The 20,261-nt window shown below is 39.1% G+C and carries 24 protein-coding genes; 14 read left to right on the top strand and 10 right to left on the bottom strand.

Translation table 11 applies throughout. From position 1 onward, the window contains the following. Nucleotides 1–13 precede the first annotated feature (13 nt). Genes GVK91_RS00780 through GVK91_RS00765 form a run of 4 tightly spaced genes read left to right on the top strand, consistent with a single transcriptional unit; the run spans nt 14 to nt 2,904 of the window. Entirely contained in the window at nt 14–1,033 is a 1,020-nt protein-coding gene (locus GVK91_RS00780; RefSeq protein WP_159726430.1) for a methionine ABC transporter ATP-binding protein, read from the top strand. After that, entirely contained in the window at nt 1,026–1,679 is a 654-nt protein-coding gene (gene metI / locus GVK91_RS00775; protein ID WP_159726428.1) for a methionine ABC transporter permease MetI, read from the top strand. The genes GVK91_RS00780 and metI overlap by 8 nt, the downstream gene beginning before the upstream one ends. Before the next feature lie 15 nt (nt 1,680–1,694). Next, nucleotides 1,695–2,507, top strand: coding sequence for a methionine ABC transporter substrate-binding lipoprotein MetQ (gene metQ / locus GVK91_RS00770; protein WP_088161762.1), 813 nt, complete (start codon nt 1,695–1,697; stop codon nt 2,505–2,507). After that, nucleotides 2,485–2,904: a YchJ family protein gene (locus GVK91_RS00765; protein ID WP_159726425.1), complete on the top strand. Its 420-nt coding sequence runs from the start codon at nt 2,485–2,487 to the stop codon at nt 2,902–2,904. The genes metQ and GVK91_RS00765 overlap by 23 nt, the downstream gene beginning before the upstream one ends. 189 nt (nt 2,905–3,093) lie before the next feature. On the opposite strand, the gene GVK91_RS00760 is transcribed toward GVK91_RS00765, so the two are convergent. The 3 genes from GVK91_RS00760 to GVK91_RS00750 form a co-directional block, all read right to left on the bottom strand. Next, nucleotides 3,094–3,732, bottom strand: coding sequence for an alpha/beta fold hydrolase (locus GVK91_RS00760; protein ID WP_159726423.1), 639 nt, complete (start codon nt 3,730–3,732; stop codon nt 3,094–3,096). A 210-nt stretch (nt 3,733–3,942) separates the two neighbouring features. Beyond that, on the bottom strand, nt 3,943–5,379 hold the full coding sequence (locus tag GVK91_RS00755; protein WP_159726421.1) for a dicarboxylate/amino acid:cation symporter: 1,437 nt from the start codon (nt 5,377–5,379) through the stop codon (nt 3,943–3,945). Nucleotides 5,380–5,553: 174 nt separating this feature from the next. After that, the gene (locus GVK91_RS00750; protein WP_046672889.1) at nt 5,554–5,904 is read right to left on the bottom strand and encodes a 4Fe-4S dicluster domain-containing protein; all 351 of its coding nucleotides are present in this window, start codon (nt 5,902–5,904) and stop codon (nt 5,554–5,556) included. Between the two features lie 156 nt (nt 5,905–6,060). Here GVK91_RS00750 and GVK91_RS00745 point away from each other — a divergent pair, with 156 nt between their 5' ends. The 6 genes from GVK91_RS00745 to GVK91_RS00720 all read left to right on the top strand — a co-directional run bounded on the left by GVK91_RS00745 (nt 6,061) and on the right by GVK91_RS00720 (nt 10,786). After that, nucleotides 6,061–7,074 (top strand): acyl-CoA reductase, encoded by a 1,014-nt coding sequence (locus GVK91_RS00745; protein WP_159726419.1) that lies wholly within the window; start codon nt 6,061–6,063, stop codon nt 7,072–7,074. Nucleotides 7,075–7,129: 55 nt separating this feature from the next. Beyond that, the gene (locus tag GVK91_RS00740; protein WP_153844709.1) at nt 7,130–7,333 is read left to right on the top strand and encodes a fructose-6-phosphate aldolase; all 204 of its coding nucleotides are present in this window, start codon (nt 7,130–7,132) and stop codon (nt 7,331–7,333) included. 5 nt (nt 7,334–7,338) lie between these two features. Beyond that, the gene (locus GVK91_RS00735) at nt 7,339–8,019 is read left to right on the top strand and encodes a cell division ATP-binding protein FtsE (RefSeq protein ID WP_046672892.1); all 681 of its coding nucleotides are present in this window, start codon (nt 7,339–7,341) and stop codon (nt 8,017–8,019) included. Between the two features lie 152 nt (nt 8,020–8,171). Further along, nucleotides 8,172–8,723 (top strand): nucleotide exchange factor GrpE, encoded by a 552-nt coding sequence (locus GVK91_RS00730; protein WP_046672893.1) that lies wholly within the window; start codon nt 8,172–8,174, stop codon nt 8,721–8,723. Nucleotides 8,724–8,733: 10 nt separating this feature from the next. After that, on the top strand, nt 8,734–9,888 hold the full coding sequence (dnaJ, locus tag GVK91_RS00725; protein WP_046672894.1) for a molecular chaperone DnaJ: 1,155 nt from the start codon (nt 8,734–8,736) through the stop codon (nt 9,886–9,888). 310 nt (nt 9,889–10,198) lie between these two features. Further along, nucleotides 10,199–10,786 (top strand): outer membrane beta-barrel protein, encoded by a 588-nt coding sequence (locus tag GVK91_RS00720; RefSeq protein ID WP_153844710.1) that lies wholly within the window; start codon nt 10,199–10,201, stop codon nt 10,784–10,786. A gap of 73 nt (nt 10,787–10,859) precedes the next feature. Here the strand turns inward: GVK91_RS00720 and GVK91_RS00715 are convergent, their stop codons facing one another. Further along, nucleotides 10,860–11,633 carry a C40 family peptidase gene (locus GVK91_RS00715; protein WP_159726417.1) on the bottom strand — a complete coding sequence of 258 codons (774 nt, stop codon included), beginning with the start codon at nt 11,631–11,633 and terminating at the stop codon, nt 10,860–10,862. 73 nt (nt 11,634–11,706) lie between these two features. Between GVK91_RS00715 and GVK91_RS00710 the strand changes: the two genes are divergently transcribed. Beyond that, on the top strand, nt 11,707–12,180 hold the full coding sequence (locus GVK91_RS00710) for a universal stress protein (protein ID WP_120334088.1): 474 nt from the start codon (nt 11,707–11,709) through the stop codon (nt 12,178–12,180). Nucleotides 12,181–12,261: 81 nt separating this feature from the next. Here the strand turns inward: GVK91_RS00710 and GVK91_RS00705 are convergent, their stop codons facing one another. The 6 genes from GVK91_RS00705 to GVK91_RS00680 are packed head-to-tail and all read right to left on the bottom strand — an operon-like array spanning nt 12,262 to nt 18,489. Then, complete coding sequence (locus GVK91_RS00705; protein ID WP_159726415.1) at nt 12,262–13,437, bottom strand: RsmB/NOP family class I SAM-dependent RNA methyltransferase; 1,176 nt, start codon at nt 13,435–13,437, stop codon at nt 12,262–12,264. Nucleotides 13,438–13,444: 7 nt separating this feature from the next. Next, a complete protein-coding gene (locus tag GVK91_RS00700) occupies nt 13,445–14,728 on the bottom strand; it encodes an ABC transporter substrate-binding protein (RefSeq protein WP_159726413.1) in 1,284 nt (427 codons plus the stop codon). Next, complete coding sequence (gene guaA, locus GVK91_RS00695) at nt 14,685–16,235, bottom strand: glutamine-hydrolyzing GMP synthase (RefSeq protein WP_159726411.1); 1,551 nt, start codon at nt 16,233–16,235, stop codon at nt 14,685–14,687. The genes GVK91_RS00700 and guaA overlap by 44 nt, the downstream gene beginning before the upstream one ends. A 42-nt stretch (nt 16,236–16,277) precedes the next feature. Beyond that, nucleotides 16,278–17,114, bottom strand: a complete 837-nt coding sequence (pyrF, locus tag GVK91_RS00690; protein WP_159726409.1) for an orotidine-5'-phosphate decarboxylase — start codon at nt 17,112–17,114, stop codon at nt 16,278–16,280. Nucleotides 17,115–17,137: 23 nt separating this feature from the next. Further along, nucleotides 17,138–17,731, bottom strand: coding sequence for a TlpA disulfide reductase family protein (locus tag GVK91_RS00685; protein ID WP_159726407.1), 594 nt, complete (start codon nt 17,729–17,731; stop codon nt 17,138–17,140). 14 nt (nt 17,732–17,745) lie between these two features. Next, entirely contained in the window at nt 17,746–18,489 is a 744-nt protein-coding gene (locus GVK91_RS00680) for an RluA family pseudouridine synthase (RefSeq protein WP_159726405.1), read from the bottom strand. Between the two features lie 83 nt (nt 18,490–18,572). Between GVK91_RS00680 and panB the strand changes: the two genes are divergently transcribed. The 3 genes from panB to GVK91_RS00665 all read left to right on the top strand — a co-directional run bounded on the left by panB (nt 18,573) and on the right by GVK91_RS00665 (nt 20,236). Next, nucleotides 18,573–19,388, top strand: a complete 816-nt coding sequence (gene panB / locus GVK91_RS00675; RefSeq protein WP_159726403.1) for a 3-methyl-2-oxobutanoate hydroxymethyltransferase — start codon at nt 18,573–18,575, stop codon at nt 19,386–19,388. A 9-nt stretch (nt 19,389–19,397) separates the two neighbouring features. Then, nucleotides 19,398–20,000 (top strand): hypothetical protein, encoded by a 603-nt coding sequence (locus GVK91_RS00670; protein ID WP_145326891.1) that lies wholly within the window; start codon nt 19,398–19,400, stop codon nt 19,998–20,000. 83 nt (nt 20,001–20,083) lie between these two features. Continuing rightward, on the top strand, nt 20,084–20,236 hold the full coding sequence (locus tag GVK91_RS00665) for a 30S ribosomal protein THX (protein WP_159726401.1): 153 nt from the start codon (nt 20,084–20,086) through the stop codon (nt 20,234–20,236). The last annotated feature ends 25 nt before the right edge of the window (nt 20,237–20,261 follow it).

The raw sequence follows: 20,261 nt of genomic DNA, 5'->3' as shown, positions 1-20,261 counted from the left end.
CCCTACAGGGTCAATGATTCAACTAAACAACATATCCAAATCTTTTGAGGTAAAAGCGATACGTATTGATGCCTTAAAAGACGTCTCACTGTCTATTGAAAAAGGTGAAATTTTTGGTGTAATAGGCGCTTCCGGAGCCGGGAAAAGTACTTTGATCCGTTGCGTCAACCTTTTGGAAAGACCAGACAGTGGTCAAGTAATTATAGAAAATGACGACTTGATGTCACTATCTTCCACTGGTCTTATGTTGAAAAGAAGAAAAATTGGTATGATTTTCCAGCACTTCAACTTACTATCATCACGAACAGTGTATGGAAATATATCCTTCCCGCTCGAACTTGAAGGTAAATCGACAGAATTTATCAGCCAAAAAGTGTTGGAACTATTGCGTTTGGTCGGGTTGGAAGACAAAGCCGACGTGTACCCTGCAAATCTCTCCGGAGGCCAAAAACAACGTGTTGCTATCGCGCGTGCATTAGCCAATGATCCTTACATTCTACTTTGCGATGAGGCCACAAGTGCCTTAGACCCCGCAACTACAAAATCCATCCTCAAACTGCTAAAAAAAATCAATAAGCAGCTTGATCTCACGATATTGTTGATTACTCATGAGATGGATGTTATAAAAAGTATTTGCGATCAGGTTGCCGTATTAGACCACGGAGAATTGATTGAAACCGGCCCGGTAGAATCAATATTCGCCAATCCTCAGGAAACAACAACTAAAAACTTTATTCAGTCTTCACTTGAAGTTGAAATTCCACTAAGTTTTCAGGAACGCTTAAAAAGCGCTGGAAACCCACTCGTAGAGATCTATCTAACTTCAAATGAAGAATCCATCCCATTTATACAGCATTTGGAACAACAATATCAAGTCAAGACAAATATCATTACCGCTCAAATAGATTATATCGGCGAAATGAAATTTGGTGTTATATTGGCCGAACTATCGGGTGAAAAAGAAAATGTAACGCGTAGTCTATCTTTCTTAAAAGAAAAGCATTCACAAACTAAAATATTAGGCTATGTCTGATCAGGTATTTAATCTTCTGCTATCGGGTACTTTAGAAACCCTAACCATGACTTTCCTATCAGGTTTCTTTGGTTTTGTCCTAGGTCTCCCACTCGGGATATACCTGTTCTTGACCCGAAAACATCAACTGCTCGAAAACAAAGCCATGCACCAACTTGTTTCATTGCTGGTGAATGTGTTTAGGTCTATCCCCTTTATCATACTTATCGTATGGATGATTCCGTTTACACGCAACGTTGTCGGAACATCAATCGGTATGGCCGCAGCATTGGTTCCCCTGAGTATAGGCGCGGCCCCATTTATAGCAAGACTTGTGGAAAATAGTCTTCTGGAAATTCCAAATGGCCTGATTGAAGCCGCAAGAGCAATGGGTGCAAATGCACAACAGGTAATTTTCAAAGTTTTGCTTCCGGAGGCTCTTCCCTCACTAGTAAACAATGCGACAATTACCTTAATAACACTTGTTGGTTACTCCGCGATGGGCGGTGCTGTAGGTGCCGGTGGACTTGGACAGATTGGCTATCAGTATGGATATGTCGGATATGATACTTTTATCATGAATTCTGTTCTAATTTTATTAATTTTAATAGTATTCCTGCTACAATATACAGGAGATTACATCTCAAAAAAAGTAAACCATCGTTAACATAAATTATATCATATGAAAAAATTGAACTATGCATTTGCAATCTTAGCCTTCAGTCTCGTATCGATTGTGGCATGCAATAACAGAGAAAAGAAAGAGAATATCCTCAAAGTCGGTGTTGTTTCCGGCCCAGAAAAGGAGCTTGCGGAGACGGCTAAGAAAGTTGCAAAAGAAAAGTTCAATCTTGATGTTGAGTTAGTGGCTTTCAACGACTATGTCGTACCTAATGAAGCCTTAAATCAGGGTGATATCGATGTAAACGTATTTCAGCATCAGCCCTATCTACAAGAGCAATCCAAACAACGCGGTTTCACGAAATTAACCATTGTCGGAAATACGTTTGTATTTCCCATTGTTGCCTATTCAAAGAAAATAAAAACAATTACAGAGTTACAACCGGGAGCCGTTATTGCCATCCCTAATGACCCTACCAATGGTGGACGCTCTCTTTTACTTCTCCAACGCGAGGGAATTATCGGTCTAAAAGAAAATGTAGGTATCCAACCTAAAGTAACAGATATAGTAAGCAATCCTAAACAGGTTAAGATCATAGAGATGGAGGCTCCTCAGCTACCTCGTGTTCTTGATGATCCTCAGGTTACAATTGCCATCATCAACAATAGTTTCGCCTCTCAGGCTGGGTTAGATCCCGAAAAACAAGGCTTATTCACAGAAGATAAGGAATCGCCTTATGTTAATCTGATTGTTGCCCGCTCAGATAATAAAAACGATGAGAAGGTGCAGCAGTTTATTCAGGCGTATCAGTCACCGGAAGTCGAAGCGACCGCAAAAAAAGTCTTCAAAAATGGCGCTATTAAAGGCTGGTAAAATTTTAAACAGACAAGTGATAGAATCAGGTCAATTATGCCCTTGTGGCTCTGGCAATACCTATGGGGAATGCTGCCAGCAAATTCATCGTTTCCATGCCAAAGCAACCACAGCAGAGGCATTGATGCGCGCACGTTATAGCGCCTTTGTGACACAACAGATCGATTTCCTATACGATACGTTCCATCCCTCAACACGACGGTTCCAAAATAAACAGGCAATCGGACAATGGGCGCGGGAGAATAAATGGATGCAACTCTCTATCCTTAAATCTACATTCCACACTGTCGAGTTTGAAGCACATTACCTGGATCCACAGCTGGAAGTTCAAATTCATCATGAAAAGTCTACTTTCAAAAAACAAGGTGATTTATGGTACTACGTTGATGGACGTTGATATAAAATATTTCGCTTGCAAGCTATTGTAAAGGATCCCAGGCCGTCAACAACAGCTTGCAAGCAGCTTTTTATTTTATAAAAAAAATATAGCATCAACAAAGGCTTTATTTTTGCTCGTAATACAAGACATGCCCACCTTCGATGACCACGGTTCTTTGGTGCGGAAATTGAAACTTTCGGTAGTGATTCACCCCAATAGCATAATCCTTTTTACCTGCAATGACCAAAACTGGCACTTTAATCTCTTTTGTTTCTGGCCTAAAATCTTCGCTGAAAGTGCACGCCTCGCCAATGAAAAAGTTGTTAAGATGGAATCTCTGGCTGTAAGCTTGAAGTTGCTATGGATCAATTGGTTAACACGCTCTATCTGATCTTCCAATGAACTATTGAGGTCTAAAGTCGAATTTGCCAATATTAAACCAAACAAATGATCTGGATATTTTTTCGCATAATTTACAGCGATTACCCCACCAAAGGAATGCGCCAATAGATAGATTCTTTCTACCCCTAGAGCATGACGAATAGCTTCAATGTCTTCTACCATGCGATCTAACGAATAATTTCCACTAGTCGACACCTCAGACCTTCCACAACCTCGCTGGTCCAAATACACCATCTTTAGCCGCTTTTCAAAACCACGACCTCCCATCTCCTCAAACGACTTACTCCAGGCTCCAGGCCCTCCATGTACGAAGATACAGACCGGACCATTTCCAGCAGACTTCGCAAAAAGCTTGACCCCATCCTGGGTTTCAATATAAGCAGATGAATCCCGATCGACAGCAGTCGTCTTTGTTTGCGCGAATGCCATATTGATCGTAATCATTACACAAAAAAAATAAAATATAGATCGTCTCATTTTCTTGCATGGATTTGGTTTAAAATTCTATTTGGTTTAAAGAACGGTAGTTATTGCACTAAATATAATAAATAGGCATAGCAAAATCATCAACATGAGCTAAAGACAATAAAAAAAGCAGTCTCAACGGGATGTCAAGACTGCTTTTCTTCAACGAATATTCGTCAGTTATTTCTATTAGATTGCCTCTTCAGTATCTTCGCGGTAAGGAGCTTCTTCATCAAACTCGCCCTCCCATTTAGCAACAACAACGGTTGCCAAACAATTTCCGATTACATTGACAGAGGTACGCGCCATATCCATGAGTTCATCAATACCTAAAATTGCAGCAATGACAAATGTTGGTAAACCAAACTGATCCGCTGTCGCAATCAAAATAATTAATGAAGCCCTTGGAACAGCAGCAACACCTTTAGAGGTGATCATCAATGTAAATGCAATCATTAATTGATGTCCAAACGACAAATGGATACCAGCCGCCTGAGCGACAAAGATCGCAGCCAATGATAAGTAAAGTGAAGTACCATCCAAGTTAAAACTATATCCTGTCGGAATTACAAACGAAACAATCTTACGTGGTACACCAAATTTCTCCATCGCGCTCATTGCTTTCGGTAATGCCGCATCTGAGCTTGTAGTGGCAAATGCAATCGAAACAGGTTCCTTAATCGCATTAATAAAACGTTTCACAGGTATTTTTAGATAAAGTGCTACCGGAAGAAGAACCAGACATAAAAAGCACACTAAAGCAAAATACAGCGTCGCCAAAAGCATGAAAAGATTCTTTAGGATATCCACACCGAGATGCCCCACAGTGTAGGCCATAGCGGCCCCAACCCCAATAGGTGCAAAGTACATAATCATGTTCGTAAACTTAAACATCGTTTCAGACATACTCTCGGTAAAATCAACCAAGGGTTTACGCTTTTTCTCATCTACCATTGCCAATCCAATCCCAAACAAAATTGAAAATACAACAATCTGTAAAACTTGATTATCGGCTACAGATTTGACGATATTTTCAGGAAACAAGTCGCGTATAAAAGAAGTGAACTTGTATATAGGATGCACATGGTCCGGAAGTGTTTTGAGGATATGCTCATCCATACTTTCCTTCGCTACAGGGAGTTCTTCATGTGGCATATGTGCAACATCAACGCCCACTCCTGCCCGAGTCAGATTTATAGCACCTAAACCAATAAAAATAGCACATGTCGTTGCGCAAAAGAAATAAAGCATAGATTTCCATGCCATACGTCCCACCTGTTTCAAATCAGAATGGCCTGCAATTCCATAAACAAGCGTAGAAAAGAGAATCGGTCCCACAATCGTCTTGACTAACTTGATAAAACCTTTACTCAAAGGTTGCAGGGAAATCGCTAGATTTGGAAAATCCAACCCGACAAATATCCCCATAATCATACAGGTCAAAATCCAGGTGGTCAAATTTTTCTTAAAGAGCGCATTTACAACCAAAACGGTAGCAACTATCCAACGGACAGCCATTAGAAATTCATGCGAAAAGCCTACAACATCAAATTCGTATAATACAGCAATGATACAAGCTAATGTAACTGTGATCAGGGTAATCAACCCTATTTTGGTTTTTAACATTTAAAAGATTTTAATGGTCAAAAGAACAAAAATAAAAAAATACTATGCTTTTGCAAATATTATTATTCCAAATAGCCAAGTTTCGCAACAAAATATCGATTTCGCCAAAATAGAAAGGCACAAAAAAGGCAGGAAAATTTCTTATCCTGCCTTATATTTTAACGGAGTACTAAATTATTCCGCGTGTAACCAAGCTTTTTTCGCTAATAGCTCATCGTTCGATTCACGTACATCTTCGTCATCCACACAACAATCCACAGGGCAAACCGCTGCACATTGAGGCTCATCGTGAAAACCTACACATTCTGTACACTTATCTGAAACAATATAATAGACTTCATTAGAGATTGCTTCTTGAGACTCGTTGGCATCTAGTGTAACACCATCGCCAAAATCAATAACCCCATCCAAAGCCGTCCCATCTGAGAATTTCCAAGTTACACCAGCATCGTATATTGCATTATTTGGGCATTCCGGTTCGCAAGCACCACAGTTAATGCATTCGTCTGTAATTTTAATCGCCATTTATAACCTCACAATTATGATAAATAAACTATTTTTGCATTATCAATATGAAACAAAGTCTGATTGAACAATAAGGCTAGTTGATTCACGTTGATTAATGTTAACAGCACAAATATAATACAAATTTGTGTATTCATCTTTTAAAATTTTAATATTTTGACAAAGCAACAACGAATAAATGCATTTGTAAAATTAGGCGAACAGCTGCAAAAGCGCCCTGAAGATTTGATTCAAATCATTCAATTCGCCCAACATAAAAACCCCTGGTATACCCCTCAAAATGTTGAACGCGCCATTCAAGCCATTGCTACCAATTTGACAATAGAAAAGCTGAATCACTGGTTGACGCCTTATCCAGATCTTCATTCAACGAAAATTGTAGGTTTAATTCTGGCCGGCAATATTCCATTGGTTGGCTTCCATGATATCCTATCGGTACTGATCAGCGGCTTTACAGCCAAAATCAAAGTCTCATCGGACGATGCAGGATTGACAAGCTATGTGCTCAACCTTCTTAAACAAATTGACCCATACTTTAATGATGCCTTTGAAATTGTCGACATACTAAAAGATTTCGATCTGGTTATTGCAACAGGGTCTAACAATAGCTCCCGATACTTTGATTACTATTTTGGCACCAAACCACATATTATTCGTCGCAATAGAAATAGTATTGCCGTTATCGGTGGCCAAGAATCTCCCAACCAGTTGGAATCACTGGGACACGACATCTTTAATTATTTTGGGTTGGGCTGTCGCTCTGTATCAAAGCTATTTATTCCAAAAGATTACCCAATAGCACATTTCTTTGAAGGTATCGCTGCTTTTAACAGCATGACAGAGCATTTTAAATACAATAACAATTACGACTATAACAAATCCATCTATCTGATCAATGGCGACAAGCATTTTGATAATGGATTTTTATTGCTCAAAGAAGATGAGCGCACGGCTTCTCCCCTTGCTGTGGTTTATTACGAAACATACGAAACACTGGCTGAAGTTGAAAATAAACTCAAACTAGCGCAAGAAAATATCCAATGTATTGTATCAGAAATAGCATTAAATGTGCCGTCGCCGGTATTTCATTTTGGAGAAAGCCAATGCCCTGCTTTAGATGATTTTGCTGATGGCGTGAATACACTGGATTTTTTATTCGCAAACCAATAAGCTTCCTTTAAATTCATAGTAAATAAATTGCATTAAAAATACTAACTTTGAAATCATGTATATCATTAAAGTAAAAGGTGTCGCCAAAATCCCTGATTATGTTCAATTAAGAGATGATGCCTTCACCTTGTTGGCATATTTTAGAGTCGACCGCCCAGATAAATCACTCGATAAGGTTGGATTAGGAGAAAAGGCAGAATATATCATGCAACTGGTTAAAGAAATGCCTTTTGGGCAAATTAAAAAATTAGAATTTTAGCTTCCATGATTGAAAATAAAGTAATTACATTAAAAAACGTTGATATCTTCCAACAAAAACATTTGGTATTGTCCAATGTCAATTTAAACATTGGTAAAGGAGAGTTTATTTATCTTATCGGTCAGTCCGGTAGTGGAAAAAGTAGTTTACTAAAAATCATTTACGGCGATTTATACATCGGCAATGGTGAGGGAATGATTGCGGGCTTTGATCTTAAAAAGCTGCACGAAAATGATGTTCCCTACCTGCGTAGAAAATTGGGTATTGTATTCCAGGATTTTCATCTTTTATCCGATAGAAGCATCGAGAAAAACCTCGAATTTGCACTGAAAGCAACAGGCTGGAAAGATAAGAAAATGATCGATAGCCGTATATTGGATGTACTGGAAAAAGTTGGACTTCGTTCCAAACTTAAGAAAATGCCGCATGAACTTTCTGGCGGTGAACAACAGCGTATTGTAATTGCCCGCGCATTGCTAAATAACCCCGAAATTATTCTGGCAGATGAGCCTACCGGTAACTTAGATCCTGCTACATCAGAAGAAATCGTCTTATTATTACGTGACATTGCCAATTCGGGAACAGCTATTTTAATGGCAACCCACGATTATACTATTATCCGTAATATGCCATCCCGCATCATCAAAACCGCCGATGGGGTATTACAGGACAATGTCAGTATCTAGACGGAAAACTGACATATAAAAAATGAGATTCCGACAAATTGTTAGGCTTTTTTAATAAAATCTGACAAGCTGTCGGAATTTTATTGTTTGGCAAAAACTTTGACAAACGAAGCATAGAGTAAATTTTTGAATCTAATTTTAGCATTGAAGATATGAATGAGCAAGATAATTATTACGATGAAGGTCAAGATCCAGTAGAAACAAATTCTTCTGAACAACAAGAACAGCCTGCGGATAATATAGCAGAAGAACTGTCTACTGAAGAGAAATTGGCTGCAGAATTGGCAGAGGCAAAGGATAAATACATTCGTCTTTCTGCTGAATTTGACAATTATAGAAAACGTACAAGCAAAGAACGTGTTGAATTGATTCAATCAGCGGGAAAAGATGTCATCAGTAAGCTATTACCTACACTAGATGATTTTGACAGAGCATTAACAGCCATGGAAACAGCGACAGATGTTGAATCTGTAAAAACAGGAATGGATATTGTTAACAACAAATTCAGACAAACGTTGTCGCAATTGGGGTTAAAGGAAATGGAAGCTACAGGCCAAGCCTTCGATCCTGAATTACAAGAAGCTATCACGGCAATTCCTGCACCCACAGCAGAATTAAAGAATAAAGTAGTGGACGTGATCGAAAAGGGGTACTACTTAGGTGACAAAGTGATCCGTCACGCAAAGGTAGTTATAGGTCAATAATATTAAGACGATGTCAAAAAGAGATTATTACGATATACTTGGTGTCTCGCGATCAGCGGACGAGAAGGAGATTAAATCAGCATATCGCAAATTGGCGATAAAATACCACCCGGATAAAAATCCTGGTGATCATGAAGCTGAGGAACAGTTTAAGGAAGCTGCTGAGGCATACGATATCTTGAGCAATCCACAAAAACGTCAACGTTATGACCAATTTGGCCATGCCGGTAATTCGGCAAGTGGTGGCTTTGGCGGTGGCGGTGGCATGAATATGGAAGACATATTCAGCCAATTTGGTGATATCTTTGGTGGAGGACATCCATTTGAAAGTTTCTTTGGCGGCGGTGGTGGCCAGCGTGGCGGCCGTCGGGTAGCTCGTGGAAGCAACTTACGTATAAAAGTTAAATTAACACTCGAAGAAATTGCCAAAGGCGTCGAGAAAAAGGTAAAGGTTAACAAACAAGTGGTCTGTCATTCTTGTGACGGATCTGGTGCTAAAGATAAATCTTCTTTCCATACCTGTAAAACCTGTGGGGGATCCGGATCGGTTAGAAGAGTAACAAATACCATCTTAGGACAAATGCAAACAACAAGCACTTGCCCTACTTGTAATGGTGAAGGCGTTGAAATTACAGCAAAATGTACAACTTGTAGAGGTGAAGGACTCGAACGCGGTGAGGAAACAATCGCAATCAATATTCCTGCAGGAGTAAGTGAAGGCATGCAACTTTCCATGAGTGGAAAAGGAAATGCTGCTCCGCGTGGTGGTGTACCAGGAGATTTAATTATCCTGATCGAAGAAGTACCACACGAAAGTTTAAAACGTGACGGACTAAATGTGATCTATGACCTATACATTAATTTCGTAGATGCGACCTTAGGCACAAGCGTTGAAGTCCCTACAATAGATGGAAAAGCGAAGATCAAAATTGAGCCCGGCACACAAGGTGGTAAAATTTTACGGTTAAAAGGAAAAGGTATTCCTGAAGTCAACTCTTATCACAAAGGGGACCAACTTGTATACGTTAATATATGGACACCAAAAGCCGTATCTAACGAAGAAAAAGAATTATTGAACAAACTGAAAGAATCGCCAAACTTTAAACCTCAACCAGGTAAAAGTGAAAAATCATTCTTCGAGCGAATCAAAGAATATTTCGATTAAAATCGGTCTTTCAAATACAAAAAAAAGCCATTTGTCCGCTGTTGACAAATGGCTTTTTTTATCTTCTTACTTGAAATTGACAATTAAAAACAAAAAGTCAGCCCAATATCATTATTACTAAATAGAATCTATAAAAATAAAAATACATTAAATTTTAATTAATTGAACCACTATTATTTACAATAATGACAAAACATCTAGACAATCTAGTGACAAAAAATCAAAATAAGATTTCGATATTTGACTAACAAATTTAAAAAGTCAGGAAGTAATTACTGGCACATTAAAACAAACTATTAAATAAAAAGACATGAAAAAAGTTTTACTAACATTAACTGCCATTGCAGGTTTAACAATAGCAGCAAAAGCTCAAACTGAACAAGGAAAAATTATGGTTGGTGGTCAAATAGGATTCGAAACTTCTAAAGTGAAAGATACAGACTATAAAAACAATTCATTCTCTATCAACCCAACAGTTGGTTACTTTGTAAGTGACAACTTGGCAATTGGTACTGGAATCGGTTACAATTGGGGCAAAACTGAATCAGACAAAAATAATAGCGTTAAAAACGATGCTTTTCAAGTTTCTCCTTTTGCCAGAAAATACACTGCAAACGGCCCAGTAAGATTCTTTGCTCAATTGTCAGTTCCGATGGCATGGGGTACAACAACCACTGAAGTAAGTAACGTAGAGTCAAAGAATAAATTCGAATCATATGGTGTTGAATTGGCTCCAGGTTTAGCTTACTTCCCAACAAGCAAAATCGGCATCGAATTAAAAGTTAGAGGTTTATACTACAACTATAATAAAGATAAAACTCATGACGTTGCAGTAAATACATTTGGTTTGAATGTAAACTCACTAGCGCCAACTTTAGGTGTACAATTTCACTTCTAGTCGATAAGGAGTTTATCAATAGAAAAGGCTATAATTTACTTATAGCCTTTTTTATATCCCTAATAACCATACATCATACATAACGCTTAACAATCCGGAGTTTGTGTGTATAACGACCGAGTTCTGCATTAAAAATACCCTCTGAATCCATCCGATCAACACCGACTTTCGCTGAGGCATGGATAATCGTATCGCGATCCAGCATAATCCCTACATGGGTAATCCTTCCTTCGGCATTGTCAAAAAAGGCCAAATCGCCTACTTTTATTTCTGAAATAAAATCTACAGTCTCCCCTTTTTCAGCTTGCTGATAAGCATCACGAGGCAAGGAAAGATCAAAACAACTATAAATCAATTGGGAGAAACCGGAACAATCAATCCCCCATTGCGAACGCCCGCCCCATAAATAAGGGGTGTCCTTATAACTCAAAGCCAATCGCGACACCTCAGTCTCAAATTGATTTCTAGTAAACGGATTGATACTACCTTGATAAGTTAATCTCAATGGAGATAAATTGACAGTATTCTCTGCATCTAGGTAAAGCTTGGTTCCATGACAGAGCTGAAATTGTGCGGTATCAGTAAACAGAATTCCCCCTTCCCTTCCAACGATAATTGGTGTTCCGGTCAGATAATGTTGCATATCCAAGTCGTTTAGTTCCTGAAACTGCCCGTTTTGAATCCAGCCTAAATAGTCCGTTTCCAACAGACGTATTGATGTCCAATCGGCCTGTTCATCAAGGATCTCAAAATGTTCACCAAACAATACCTGAGAAACCATCTCACTACGGTGTGCCTGTTCTAAACGTAACGGAACGAGAGCTAGTGTACAAATACCATATTTCATGTGCTAAACAAAACAAAATCGTCAAAAATGTGATTATATATTATATGACGAAGATAAATTAATTATAGTAGAAATGGAGAATACAAATTCAAAATTCAAAAGGATACTCGTCGCTGTTGACGACGAACCATGCTCAGAAAAGGCTATACTATATGCCAAAGAAATGGCCGCGGTATTTGGAGCCTCCATAGCGCTTGTCACTGTTGTTCCCCCTACTTCTCCGGCCAGCTTTGGTGCGGACCCGCTATTAGGTCAGCAACCCATCATCGTTCCAGAAGTATCGGAAATGGAACAGGATAATGCACAAAAATATCTTGAGAAAATAAGCCGCGAATTTACAGGTGCAGGCGAAGTATATCTTTTTAATCGAATCGGATCCATTAAAGAAGAAATTCTGGCTGCGTCCCATGAGTGGTCTGCAGATCTTATTATTATGGGGACCAATGGACGGACGGGCTTTGACCACTTTATTTCCGGCTCTGTATCCGAATCAGTCATTCGTAAATCTACCTGCCCTGTACTCGTTGTTCCAAGTAAATGTGACTGATATTAAACGGTCCATATGTATAAAAAAAGGCTATTTTTTCATTGGAAAAAATAGCCTTTTTGCTTGTATTATATATATAAATTACTTTTTAATCAATCGCGCCACAAACATACTATCCGCTTTCTCTTCATAACCTTTCAAATAGTCCATACGTTCTATTTCAAAACCAAAATTATCTACAATGTAATTGACAACATCTTCGTTTTCTGCTTTAAAAATAGAGCAGGTTATATAAATCAAAGGCTTGCCCGCTTTAACATGCCCCACCACATTACTTGCAATATTCTTTTGTAGTGCATTGAATTCGGCAATCTTAGCGGCCCGAAACTGTCTAACCATTTCTGGTGTACGCCCCCATGTTCCTGATCCAGTACAAGGCGCATCCAATAACACCCCGTCAAATCGTTCGCTCCCAAGAATTGCGAAGCTATCCTTGGTAAGATCGAGTATTTTTTTTCGGTAATGCTTTATTCCGGCACGGTCAAAACGTTCATCGAGATTTCGGAGAATACTCATGCGAACATCGGATACTAAAAGATTAACAGTTGGACAAGCATCCATCAATAAGAGCGATTTGCCACCCGAAGCAGCACATGCATCCCACCATGATTCTCTTTCAGCGGGCTCCATATAATCCAAAGTGCGCTGCGAAGACAGATCCTGCACTTCTATAATCCCATCCAAGACATCAAATCGCTGCAAGGATGTTCCATTATTCAAGGCGATAGTCTGATCGCCAATCACGGAATAAGGAATCTGATTGTTATCCAAAATAGCGCACACGATCTTTGTCTTCCCGCGTTTCGCCCGAATATATAAGTTGGGCTGGATCAACTGGCTCTCTAAAAATTGCACCAAGTCAACCTCTTCAGAAATATAATCCGCAAATGGAAAGAGATCATTCAGTTTAAAAACACCTTCAGACGTTAGAAATGCGATTTTGTCTTTCAGCGGCAGATGGAGTTTATCGCTATAGGAAGGCTCAAAAAGGGCCACCAAAGGACTTTCCTGTTCACATAGAAATTCCGCAAGCACCAATCTACGCTGTTGTGACAACTGCGAAGCCGCCATTCCCAGACGAAAATAATTATAACATAAACGGGAGGTAGATTTCCGGTCCGAAGATCCCATTTGCTTATTCAACTTAAAAAAAGTAGTTAAATAACGCGAAAATGGTTGGTCAGCTTCAAAACCATCCATTGCCCGCTCAAAATTACGTATTTGTTGATGAACACGTCTTTCACTGAATTCAGCCATTCAAAGATTATTTTCTTTCAAATTTTTTGTTGTGATAAACCATTATACCCAAAGCTCTATTAGCATAGCCCCATTTTGGATAAAACTCAAATTTGTAATCGCTATTCAATCCCGAAAACTTATCTTGCGTCATTCGGCTAACATAATCCACGCCGTATTTGTGGATCAATCGACCGAAATACAATGCCGCATCATAACCTTTATAAGAAAACTCGGATGGATCCACTTTATAAGCCGATTTATAATTTCCAATAAATTTTCGGGTATCACTATCACTCTCATTCACTAAGTTGGAAGAGGTAATAGTAAGTCCATAAAAATCCATATTTTCGAAATTCTCAAACGAAAGCTTAGCCATATTTGGATGTCCGTATAACTTAAATTGATTACCAGGATTCAAAAAGCGTTCGTCCATATTATCCAATAGGGCTTTCACAAGATTCTTATTGGCGGTACCACTTACAATATGATTTGAACCGGTCAATACAAGACTGTTATCCAGTTCGGCAAGATTATAAACCGTTTTTACTTTTGCCTGTGCATTAGCCTTTGAAACTTCGCTAACAAAACTGACTAGAAACTGCTTACTTTCATCGTCACCGGCATCATATACGACGATCTGATCACCTGTATAGTACTGGTCAGCAACATATTTTGCTAATGTTTCTGCGTGTGTACGAATAGAAGGTGTGATGGAAACCAAATTGGGTAGGCTAAATTCAGAAGCCATAGTCGCCGCCAACGGAGAAACTTGTAACACATTCTTGTTTGCAAATGTTTGCCCAAAGCTTTTTATCTCACGAGGATATACCGGACCAACCACAAGTACGGCATCTTTGACATTCGCCGAAGTCCCTAAGGTCGCATTATAAGCAACATTGTCTCGAGAATCAATTACTTGTAGATCAAATAAAGCCCCCTCTTTGGCAATTTTGTCAAGGCCCAACTGAAATCCCTGATAAAAATCAAGTGCCAAGGAAGATCGCTCCACATCTTCTTTTGTAATCGTCCCGGCAATACCACTTAACTCGAATGGTAATAGCAAGGCGATGCGATTATTTTTCACAGCATGGCCGTTGACATCCTGGATATCCCCCACTTTGGCAATGGTCTTATCTTTGTCAACTGCTGGTTTAGTCACAGCAGTTTGCTGTTCGCCTTGACCAGAGGAAGGCGAACGCAATACTGTGCTTTTTTTGGTTGTGCAGCTTGCAAGACATAATGCTACAAGTGCCGCAACCCATATTTTATTCCCACTCAATTGTAGCGGGCGGTTTTGAACTGATATCATATACAACTCTGTTTATTCCTTTCACATGGTTGATAATTTCATTTGAAATTTTTGCCAACAGGTCATATGGTAAATGTATCCAATCCGCAGTCATTCCATCAAGAGAACCAACTGCACGTAAGCTAACAACATGCTCGTAAGTACGCTCGTCACCCATTACGCCTACAGAACGCACTGGCAAGAAAATTGTACCAGCTTGCCATACTTTATCGTACCAGCCAGCTTCCTTCAGATTATTGATAAAGATCGCATCAGCCTCTTGTACAATACGTACACGCTCAGGTGTAATATCACCTAAAATACGAATTGCCAAACCTGGTCCAGGGAAGGGATGTCTGCCTAAAATTGCCTGATCCACTTCTAAAGCTTTTCCTACTCTTCTTACTTCATCTTTAAACAACGTTTTAAGTGGTTCTACGACTTTCAATTTCATGAAATCAGGTAAACCACCAACGTTATGGTGTGATTTGATTGTTGCTGAAGGTCCTTTCACTGAAACCGACTCGATAATATCTGGGTAAATTGTTCCTTGTCCCAACCATTTCGCTTCAATTCCTTCAGGTAATTCCTTTTGGATTTCTTTTGCAGCTTCATCAAAAACATCAATAAATGAATTACCAATGATTTTGCGTTTCTCTTCTGGTTCAGAAACCCCAGCTAATCTACCATAAAATAAATCCTTGGCATTTATTCCTTTAATATTTAACCCCATATTTTTGTAAGAATCCAACACCTGCTCGTATTCATCTTTACGAAGCAGACCATGGTCTACGAAAATACAATGTAATTTTTTTCCGATTGCCTGGTGCAACAATACTGCTGCTACTGTTGAATCTACTCCTCCTGACAAAGCCATGATAACGTGATCGTCACCCAATTGCGCTTTCAAAGAGGATACTGTTGTTTCAACAAATGCGTCTGGTGTCCAATCCTGTGCACAACCACAAATGTTTACAACGAAGTTTTTCAATAAGATAGCCCCATCAGTACTATGTGTTACTTCCGGGTGGAATTGTATACCATAGGTGCGGGTACCTTTTACTTGATAAGCAGCAACACGAACTTTATCCGTACTTGCTATAATGTCAAAATTTGCAGGAACTTCTTTGATGGTGTCTCCATGTGACATCCATACCTGCGATTGAGTTGGTACTCCTGCCAATAATTCATTCTCACTATTGACAAACTGCAGATTTGCACGACCATATTCACGGATTTCAGAAGGTAATACTTCACCACCTGATTTCTGAGCAATGTATTGTGCTCCGTAACAAACTCCTAAGAGTGGGAAACGATCCTGAATAGCGACAAAATCAATTTGCGGTGCATCTTCTTGTCTAACAGAATAAGGACTTCCTGAAAGGATAACACCTTTTACGGAGTCATCAAAATCCGGCAATTTATTGAACGGGTGTATCTCACAATACACATTTAGTTCTCTGACACGTCTAGCGATCAACTGTGTGTATTGAGACCCGAAGTCTAGAATTATAATTTTTTCTGGCATGCTGCAAAGGTAAGTATTACGAATGAATTATTAAATGTCAAATCAGGAAATAATGCCTGCTTTTAACAGTTCTACTTCCATTTCTTTCTGTAGAATTAGGGCTTTCTCCCGCGCTCTTTCAGCGAAATCACGTCCTTTTGAAGCATAGATAATTCCCCTTGTGCTGTTTACTAAAAGTCCACAATCTTTGTTCATACCAAATTTACAAACATCTTCAAGCGAACCTCCTTGCGCCCCCACTCCCGGCACCAATAAAAAATGATCTGGTGCATGTTCCCTAATTTTGATAAACCGCTCTCCGCGTGTTGCTCCGACAACATACATCAAATTGTCAGGTGTACCCCAGGTATTGACTTTATCGATCACCTGTTCGAACAATTGCAGCCCTTCTTTGTTTTCAAAATTTTGAAAGTCCAAGCTACCCTCATTCGATGTCAAAGCAAGTACGATTGCCCATTTATCGTTAAAATCCAAAAATGGTGTCACCGAGTCCTTCCCCATGTAAGGTGCGATTGTAATACTGTCAAATCCAAGACCAGACGTCTTTTCATCAAAAAATGCCATTGCGTAACGTCCCGACGTATTGCCAATATCCCCCCTTTTTGCGTCAGCAATACTGAAACAATCCTTTGGTAATGCAGCCCAGGTTTTTTGAAGCGATTGCCAGCCTTTGATTCCATAACATTCATAAAACGCAATATTGGGCTTATAGGCAACGCATAAATCAGCTGTTGCATCTATGATAGCCTTATTGAAGCTATAGATGGGATCCTCATCATCTAAAAGATGCTCCGGGATTTTGGTGAGGTCTGTGTCTAATCCGACACATAAAAATGAGCGTTTCGCTTTTATTTGATGAATAAGTTCTGCTCTTGTCATGCTATATTTAGAGATCTTAAAAATTATTTATTGATTAAATCTTGAATAAATTTACCTACATCAGGGCTCGAATAATCCGCCATACCTTCATGCCGTGTGGCCACCTTTCCTGCTTTGTCCAATATCACCGTTGAAGGAATAGATCCCGAGAGCCATTCTTTTGGAATATCGCTGTTTGGAAAACTGATTGGCAAAGTCAGCTGCTGTCCTTTCACGAAGGTCTCGGCCTTTGCTTTGTCGCCCTCAATCTCCACAATCAAAAACACCATATTGGGATTATCTTTATAACGATCATATAACACATTGATCGAAGGCATTTCTGCGCGACAAGGTGCACACCACGTTGCCCAAAAATTAATAAAAACCACTTTGCCCTTCAAATCCGCTACTTTTACGGTGTCCCCAAGCTGGTTAACAAACGACACATGCGCGAATACATCGGGCGGAGTCGTCACAACGAACTCTTTAGAAGTCGACGGAACCTCCAACTTCGGCTTGAAAAAGCCTATTTTCATTAAAAATTGCTGGAAATAACTTCTACTTGTTGGCCAAATCAACAAACCGATGAGCAGTACAAATACAACGTTTCCGATTATCTTTTTTGTCTTCGGACTCATAGGTAATCCCGCTATTAAGAATCAAACTTATCCAATAGTTTCAACAACGTCGCGAAATCCTTTGGATAAGGTGCCTCAAAAGCCATCTTAACTCCGTTCAATTCAAACTCAACATGTTTTGAATGTAGTGCAAAACGCTTCATAATAGGCTGTTCCTCTTCATCTTTGGACAATGTATATCCTCTTTTCTTAATTTGGGACAAATACACAGGTTTACCGCGATACATGTCATCCCCCACAATAGCGGCATGTTGTGTCGCTAGGTGAATACGGATTTGGTGCATACGTCCTGTAATGGGTTTACATTCCACTAAGGTATAGTTCTTGTAGTATTTGATCGAATTGAAGATGGTCTCTGCTGGTTTGCCGTTTGCACGATCAATAGATACATTTTTATTACCTTGGTTCAAGATGGGCAAATCGACAAGCAAATCCTGAAAAGTATGTGTACCTCCTATGATTGCATGATAAATCTTATTCACCTTTCTTTTTTCAAATGCAATGGAGATTGTACGGTATGTTTCTGGATTTTTTGCAATTAATAAAATACCCGAGGTCTCTTTATCCAGGCGGTGGCACACCTGTGCATCAGGATGATATTTCTTCGCCAAACGAAGAATATTGACCTCCCCACCCTCACGTTCATCTAAAGAAGCGATAAACGGCGGTTTATTGATAACAATCAAATTTTCATCCTCATGGATGATTAATTCTGAAAATTTGGGAAATTTAAATAGACGATTCTCATTTTGTATCATTTTGCAAAAATACAAAACACAAGGCAGAATATTGGTCAATGTATGATAAAAAGCTTACTTTTGAACACACAATATAAGTTAAGATGTCTGTAAACAAAGAAATGAAACGAGTAAGCACAGCAATGCTGCAAGCCATGAAAGAACGTCAGGAAAAGATTTCTATGCTTACAAGCTATGATTACTCCATGGCCAAAATGGTAGATCAAGCTGGTGTTGACGTTATTTTGATTGGAGATTCCGCTGCCAACGTATTTGCTGGCTACGAAACTACCTTGCCTATCACCCTAGATAATATGATCTACCATGCCGCTGCCGTTGCTCGGGGTACCGAGCGTGCCATGGTATTAGCAGATTTGCCATTTGGATCTTATCAGGGCTCTGCCAATGAAGCTTACAATGCAGCTGTACGCATGATGAAAGAATCAGGTGCGCACGCATTAAAACTCGAGGGAGGACTTGAAATCATCGAAAACATCAAAAAAATCATTGCCGGAGGAATCCCTGTATGTGGACACCTGGGCTTGACTCCCCAATCCATCAATAAATTTGGAAATTTTGGTGTGCGGGCAAAAGAAGAGCAAGAAGCCGCTAAATTAATAGAAGATGCACTCGCTTTGCAGGAGGCGGGCTGTTTTGCAATTGTTCTGGAAAAGATACCGGCAAAATTAGCTAAAACAGTAACCGAAAAACTAGCGATTCCAACAGTTGGTATTGGGGCTGGGCCGGATTGCGATGGACAAGTCCTTGTGATTAACGACATGCTTGGAATGAATGCCGACTTCAAACCAAAATTTATGCGTCATTTCGCTAATTTGCACGAACAAATCACAACAGCAGTAGCAAATTATGTGACCGAAGTAAAAGCGGTACAATATCCGAACGAAGACGAACAATACTAGAAGAAAAATATGCGGTTTTTGATCATTGGGCTTATTGTTCTTATTGCTTATCTGATGATACGCAAAAAATTCAATCTATTTGGGTTTACCGAGGATATGTCCAGAAATTTAAAATCAGGTTTTCAGTTGATTGAAGCTTCATCTCCAGTCATCCAGGCAAATCTAAAGAAGAGTGTTTCCAATGCCGTTATGGGGATTATCCTCATTTTGATCACCGTGTTGCTGTTCATGAAGATAAAAATTGTCCTGTTCCTGCTTCCGATTGCCTTTTTCTTGTTGGGCTATCTCTTTCTGTTCAACAACCACTTTAGTAAGCTCAAAAGCCAACAAATATGGTATAATGCCAAAACCAATGAGGTTTTTATTGAACAGCTAAAAGGAGAAAATTATGCTTTTAACATTTTTAAGGACATAGAAGCCGTTCAGAAAATCGAATCAATTCAAACGACCAAAGGGTTATTATACGGCTACTACCGTATCAAGTTAAAGAACAAAATATTGGAAATCCCCTATTTAGTCGCTGAAAACAGGCCTGTCAATAATTTATTTTTCGACACGATTAACCAAAACTTCAACGTAGCTATTCAAAAACGTATTTTTCCAATTATTTAAAAATGAACAGGTTGAACATCCGAAAAGAAAGTGTTATATTTAGGTAATCAATATAATTTGTTAAAACCAAAATATTTTACACTATGGGAAAAGGTGATATCAAGACCAGAAGAGGAAAAATATCAAATGGTTCTTTTGGAAAAAGAAGACCACATGTATCGAAAGCTACCATCAAGCCAAAATTAAAAAATGGGGCTTCAAAAGAAGTGGAACAAAAAGCAAAATCAAAAAAATAGTAATCAATAAAGCTAGAAACTTATT

The sequence above is a fragment of the Sphingobacterium sp. 18053 genome (assembly GCF_902706145.1).
In the GTDB taxonomy this organism is placed as follows: Bacteria; Bacteroidota; Bacteroidia; order Sphingobacteriales; family Sphingobacteriaceae; genus Sphingobacterium; species Sphingobacterium paramultivorum.
Note: the sequence above shows the minus strand (reverse complement) of the source record. Positions and strands in the feature narration are given on the sequence as shown.

Coding starts and splice junctions, on each gene's coding strand:
- GVK91_RS00780 (WP_159726430.1), top strand. CDS start 14: ATGATTCAACTAAACAACATATCCAAATCTTTTGAGGTAAAAGCGATA.
- metI (WP_159726428.1), top strand. CDS start 1,026: ATGTCTGATCAGGTATTTAATCTTCTGCTATCGGGTACTTTAGAAACC.
- metQ (WP_088161762.1), top strand. CDS start 1,695: ATGAAAAAATTGAACTATGCATTTGCAATCTTAGCCTTCAGTCTCGTA.
- GVK91_RS00765 (WP_159726425.1), top strand. CDS start 2,485: ATGGCGCTATTAAAGGCTGGTAAAATTTTAAACAGACAAGTGATAGAA.
- GVK91_RS00760 (WP_159726423.1), bottom strand. CDS start 3,732: ATGATTACGATCAATATGGCATTCGCGCAAACAAAGACGACTGCTGTC.
- GVK91_RS00755 (WP_159726421.1), bottom strand. CDS start 5,379: ATGTTAAAAACCAAAATAGGGTTGATTACCCTGATCACAGTTACATTA.
- GVK91_RS00750 (WP_046672889.1), bottom strand. CDS start 5,904: ATGGCGATTAAAATTACAGACGAATGCATTAACTGTGGTGCTTGCGAA.
- GVK91_RS00740 (WP_153844709.1), top strand. CDS start 7,130: ATGTATATCATTAAAGTAAAAGGTGTCGCCAAAATCCCTGATTATGTT.
- GVK91_RS00735 (WP_046672892.1), top strand. CDS start 7,339: ATGATTGAAAATAAAGTAATTACATTAAAAAACGTTGATATCTTCCAA.
- GVK91_RS00730 (WP_046672893.1), top strand. CDS start 8,172: ATGAATGAGCAAGATAATTATTACGATGAAGGTCAAGATCCAGTAGAA.
- dnaJ (WP_046672894.1), top strand. CDS start 8,734: ATGTCAAAAAGAGATTATTACGATATACTTGGTGTCTCGCGATCAGCG.
- GVK91_RS00720 (WP_153844710.1), top strand. CDS start 10,199: ATGAAAAAAGTTTTACTAACATTAACTGCCATTGCAGGTTTAACAATA.
- GVK91_RS00715 (WP_159726417.1), bottom strand. CDS start 11,633: ATGAAATATGGTATTTGTACACTAGCTCTCGTTCCGTTACGTTTAGAA.
- GVK91_RS00710 (WP_120334088.1), top strand. CDS start 11,707: ATGGAGAATACAAATTCAAAATTCAAAAGGATACTCGTCGCTGTTGAC.
- GVK91_RS00705 (WP_159726415.1), bottom strand. CDS start 13,437: ATGGCTGAATTCAGTGAAAGACGTGTTCATCAACAAATACGTAATTTT.
- GVK91_RS00700 (WP_159726413.1), bottom strand. CDS start 14,728: ATGATATCAGTTCAAAACCGCCCGCTACAATTGAGTGGGAATAAAATA.
- guaA (WP_159726411.1), bottom strand. CDS start 16,235: ATGCCAGAAAAAATTATAATTCTAGACTTCGGGTCTCAATACACACAG.
- pyrF (WP_159726409.1), bottom strand. CDS start 17,114: ATGACAAGAGCAGAACTTATTCATCAAATAAAAGCGAAACGCTCATTT.
- GVK91_RS00685 (WP_159726407.1), bottom strand. CDS start 17,731: ATGAGTCCGAAGACAAAAAAGATAATCGGAAACGTTGTATTTGTACTG.
- GVK91_RS00680 (WP_159726405.1), bottom strand. CDS start 18,489: ATGATACAAAATGAGAATCGTCTATTTAAATTTCCCAAATTTTCAGAA.
- panB (WP_159726403.1), top strand. CDS start 18,573: ATGTCTGTAAACAAAGAAATGAAACGAGTAAGCACAGCAATGCTGCAA.
- GVK91_RS00670 (WP_145326891.1), top strand. CDS start 19,398: ATGCGGTTTTTGATCATTGGGCTTATTGTTCTTATTGCTTATCTGATG.
- GVK91_RS00665 (WP_159726401.1), top strand. CDS start 20,084: ATGGGAAAAGGTGATATCAAGACCAGAAGAGGAAAAATATCAAATGGT.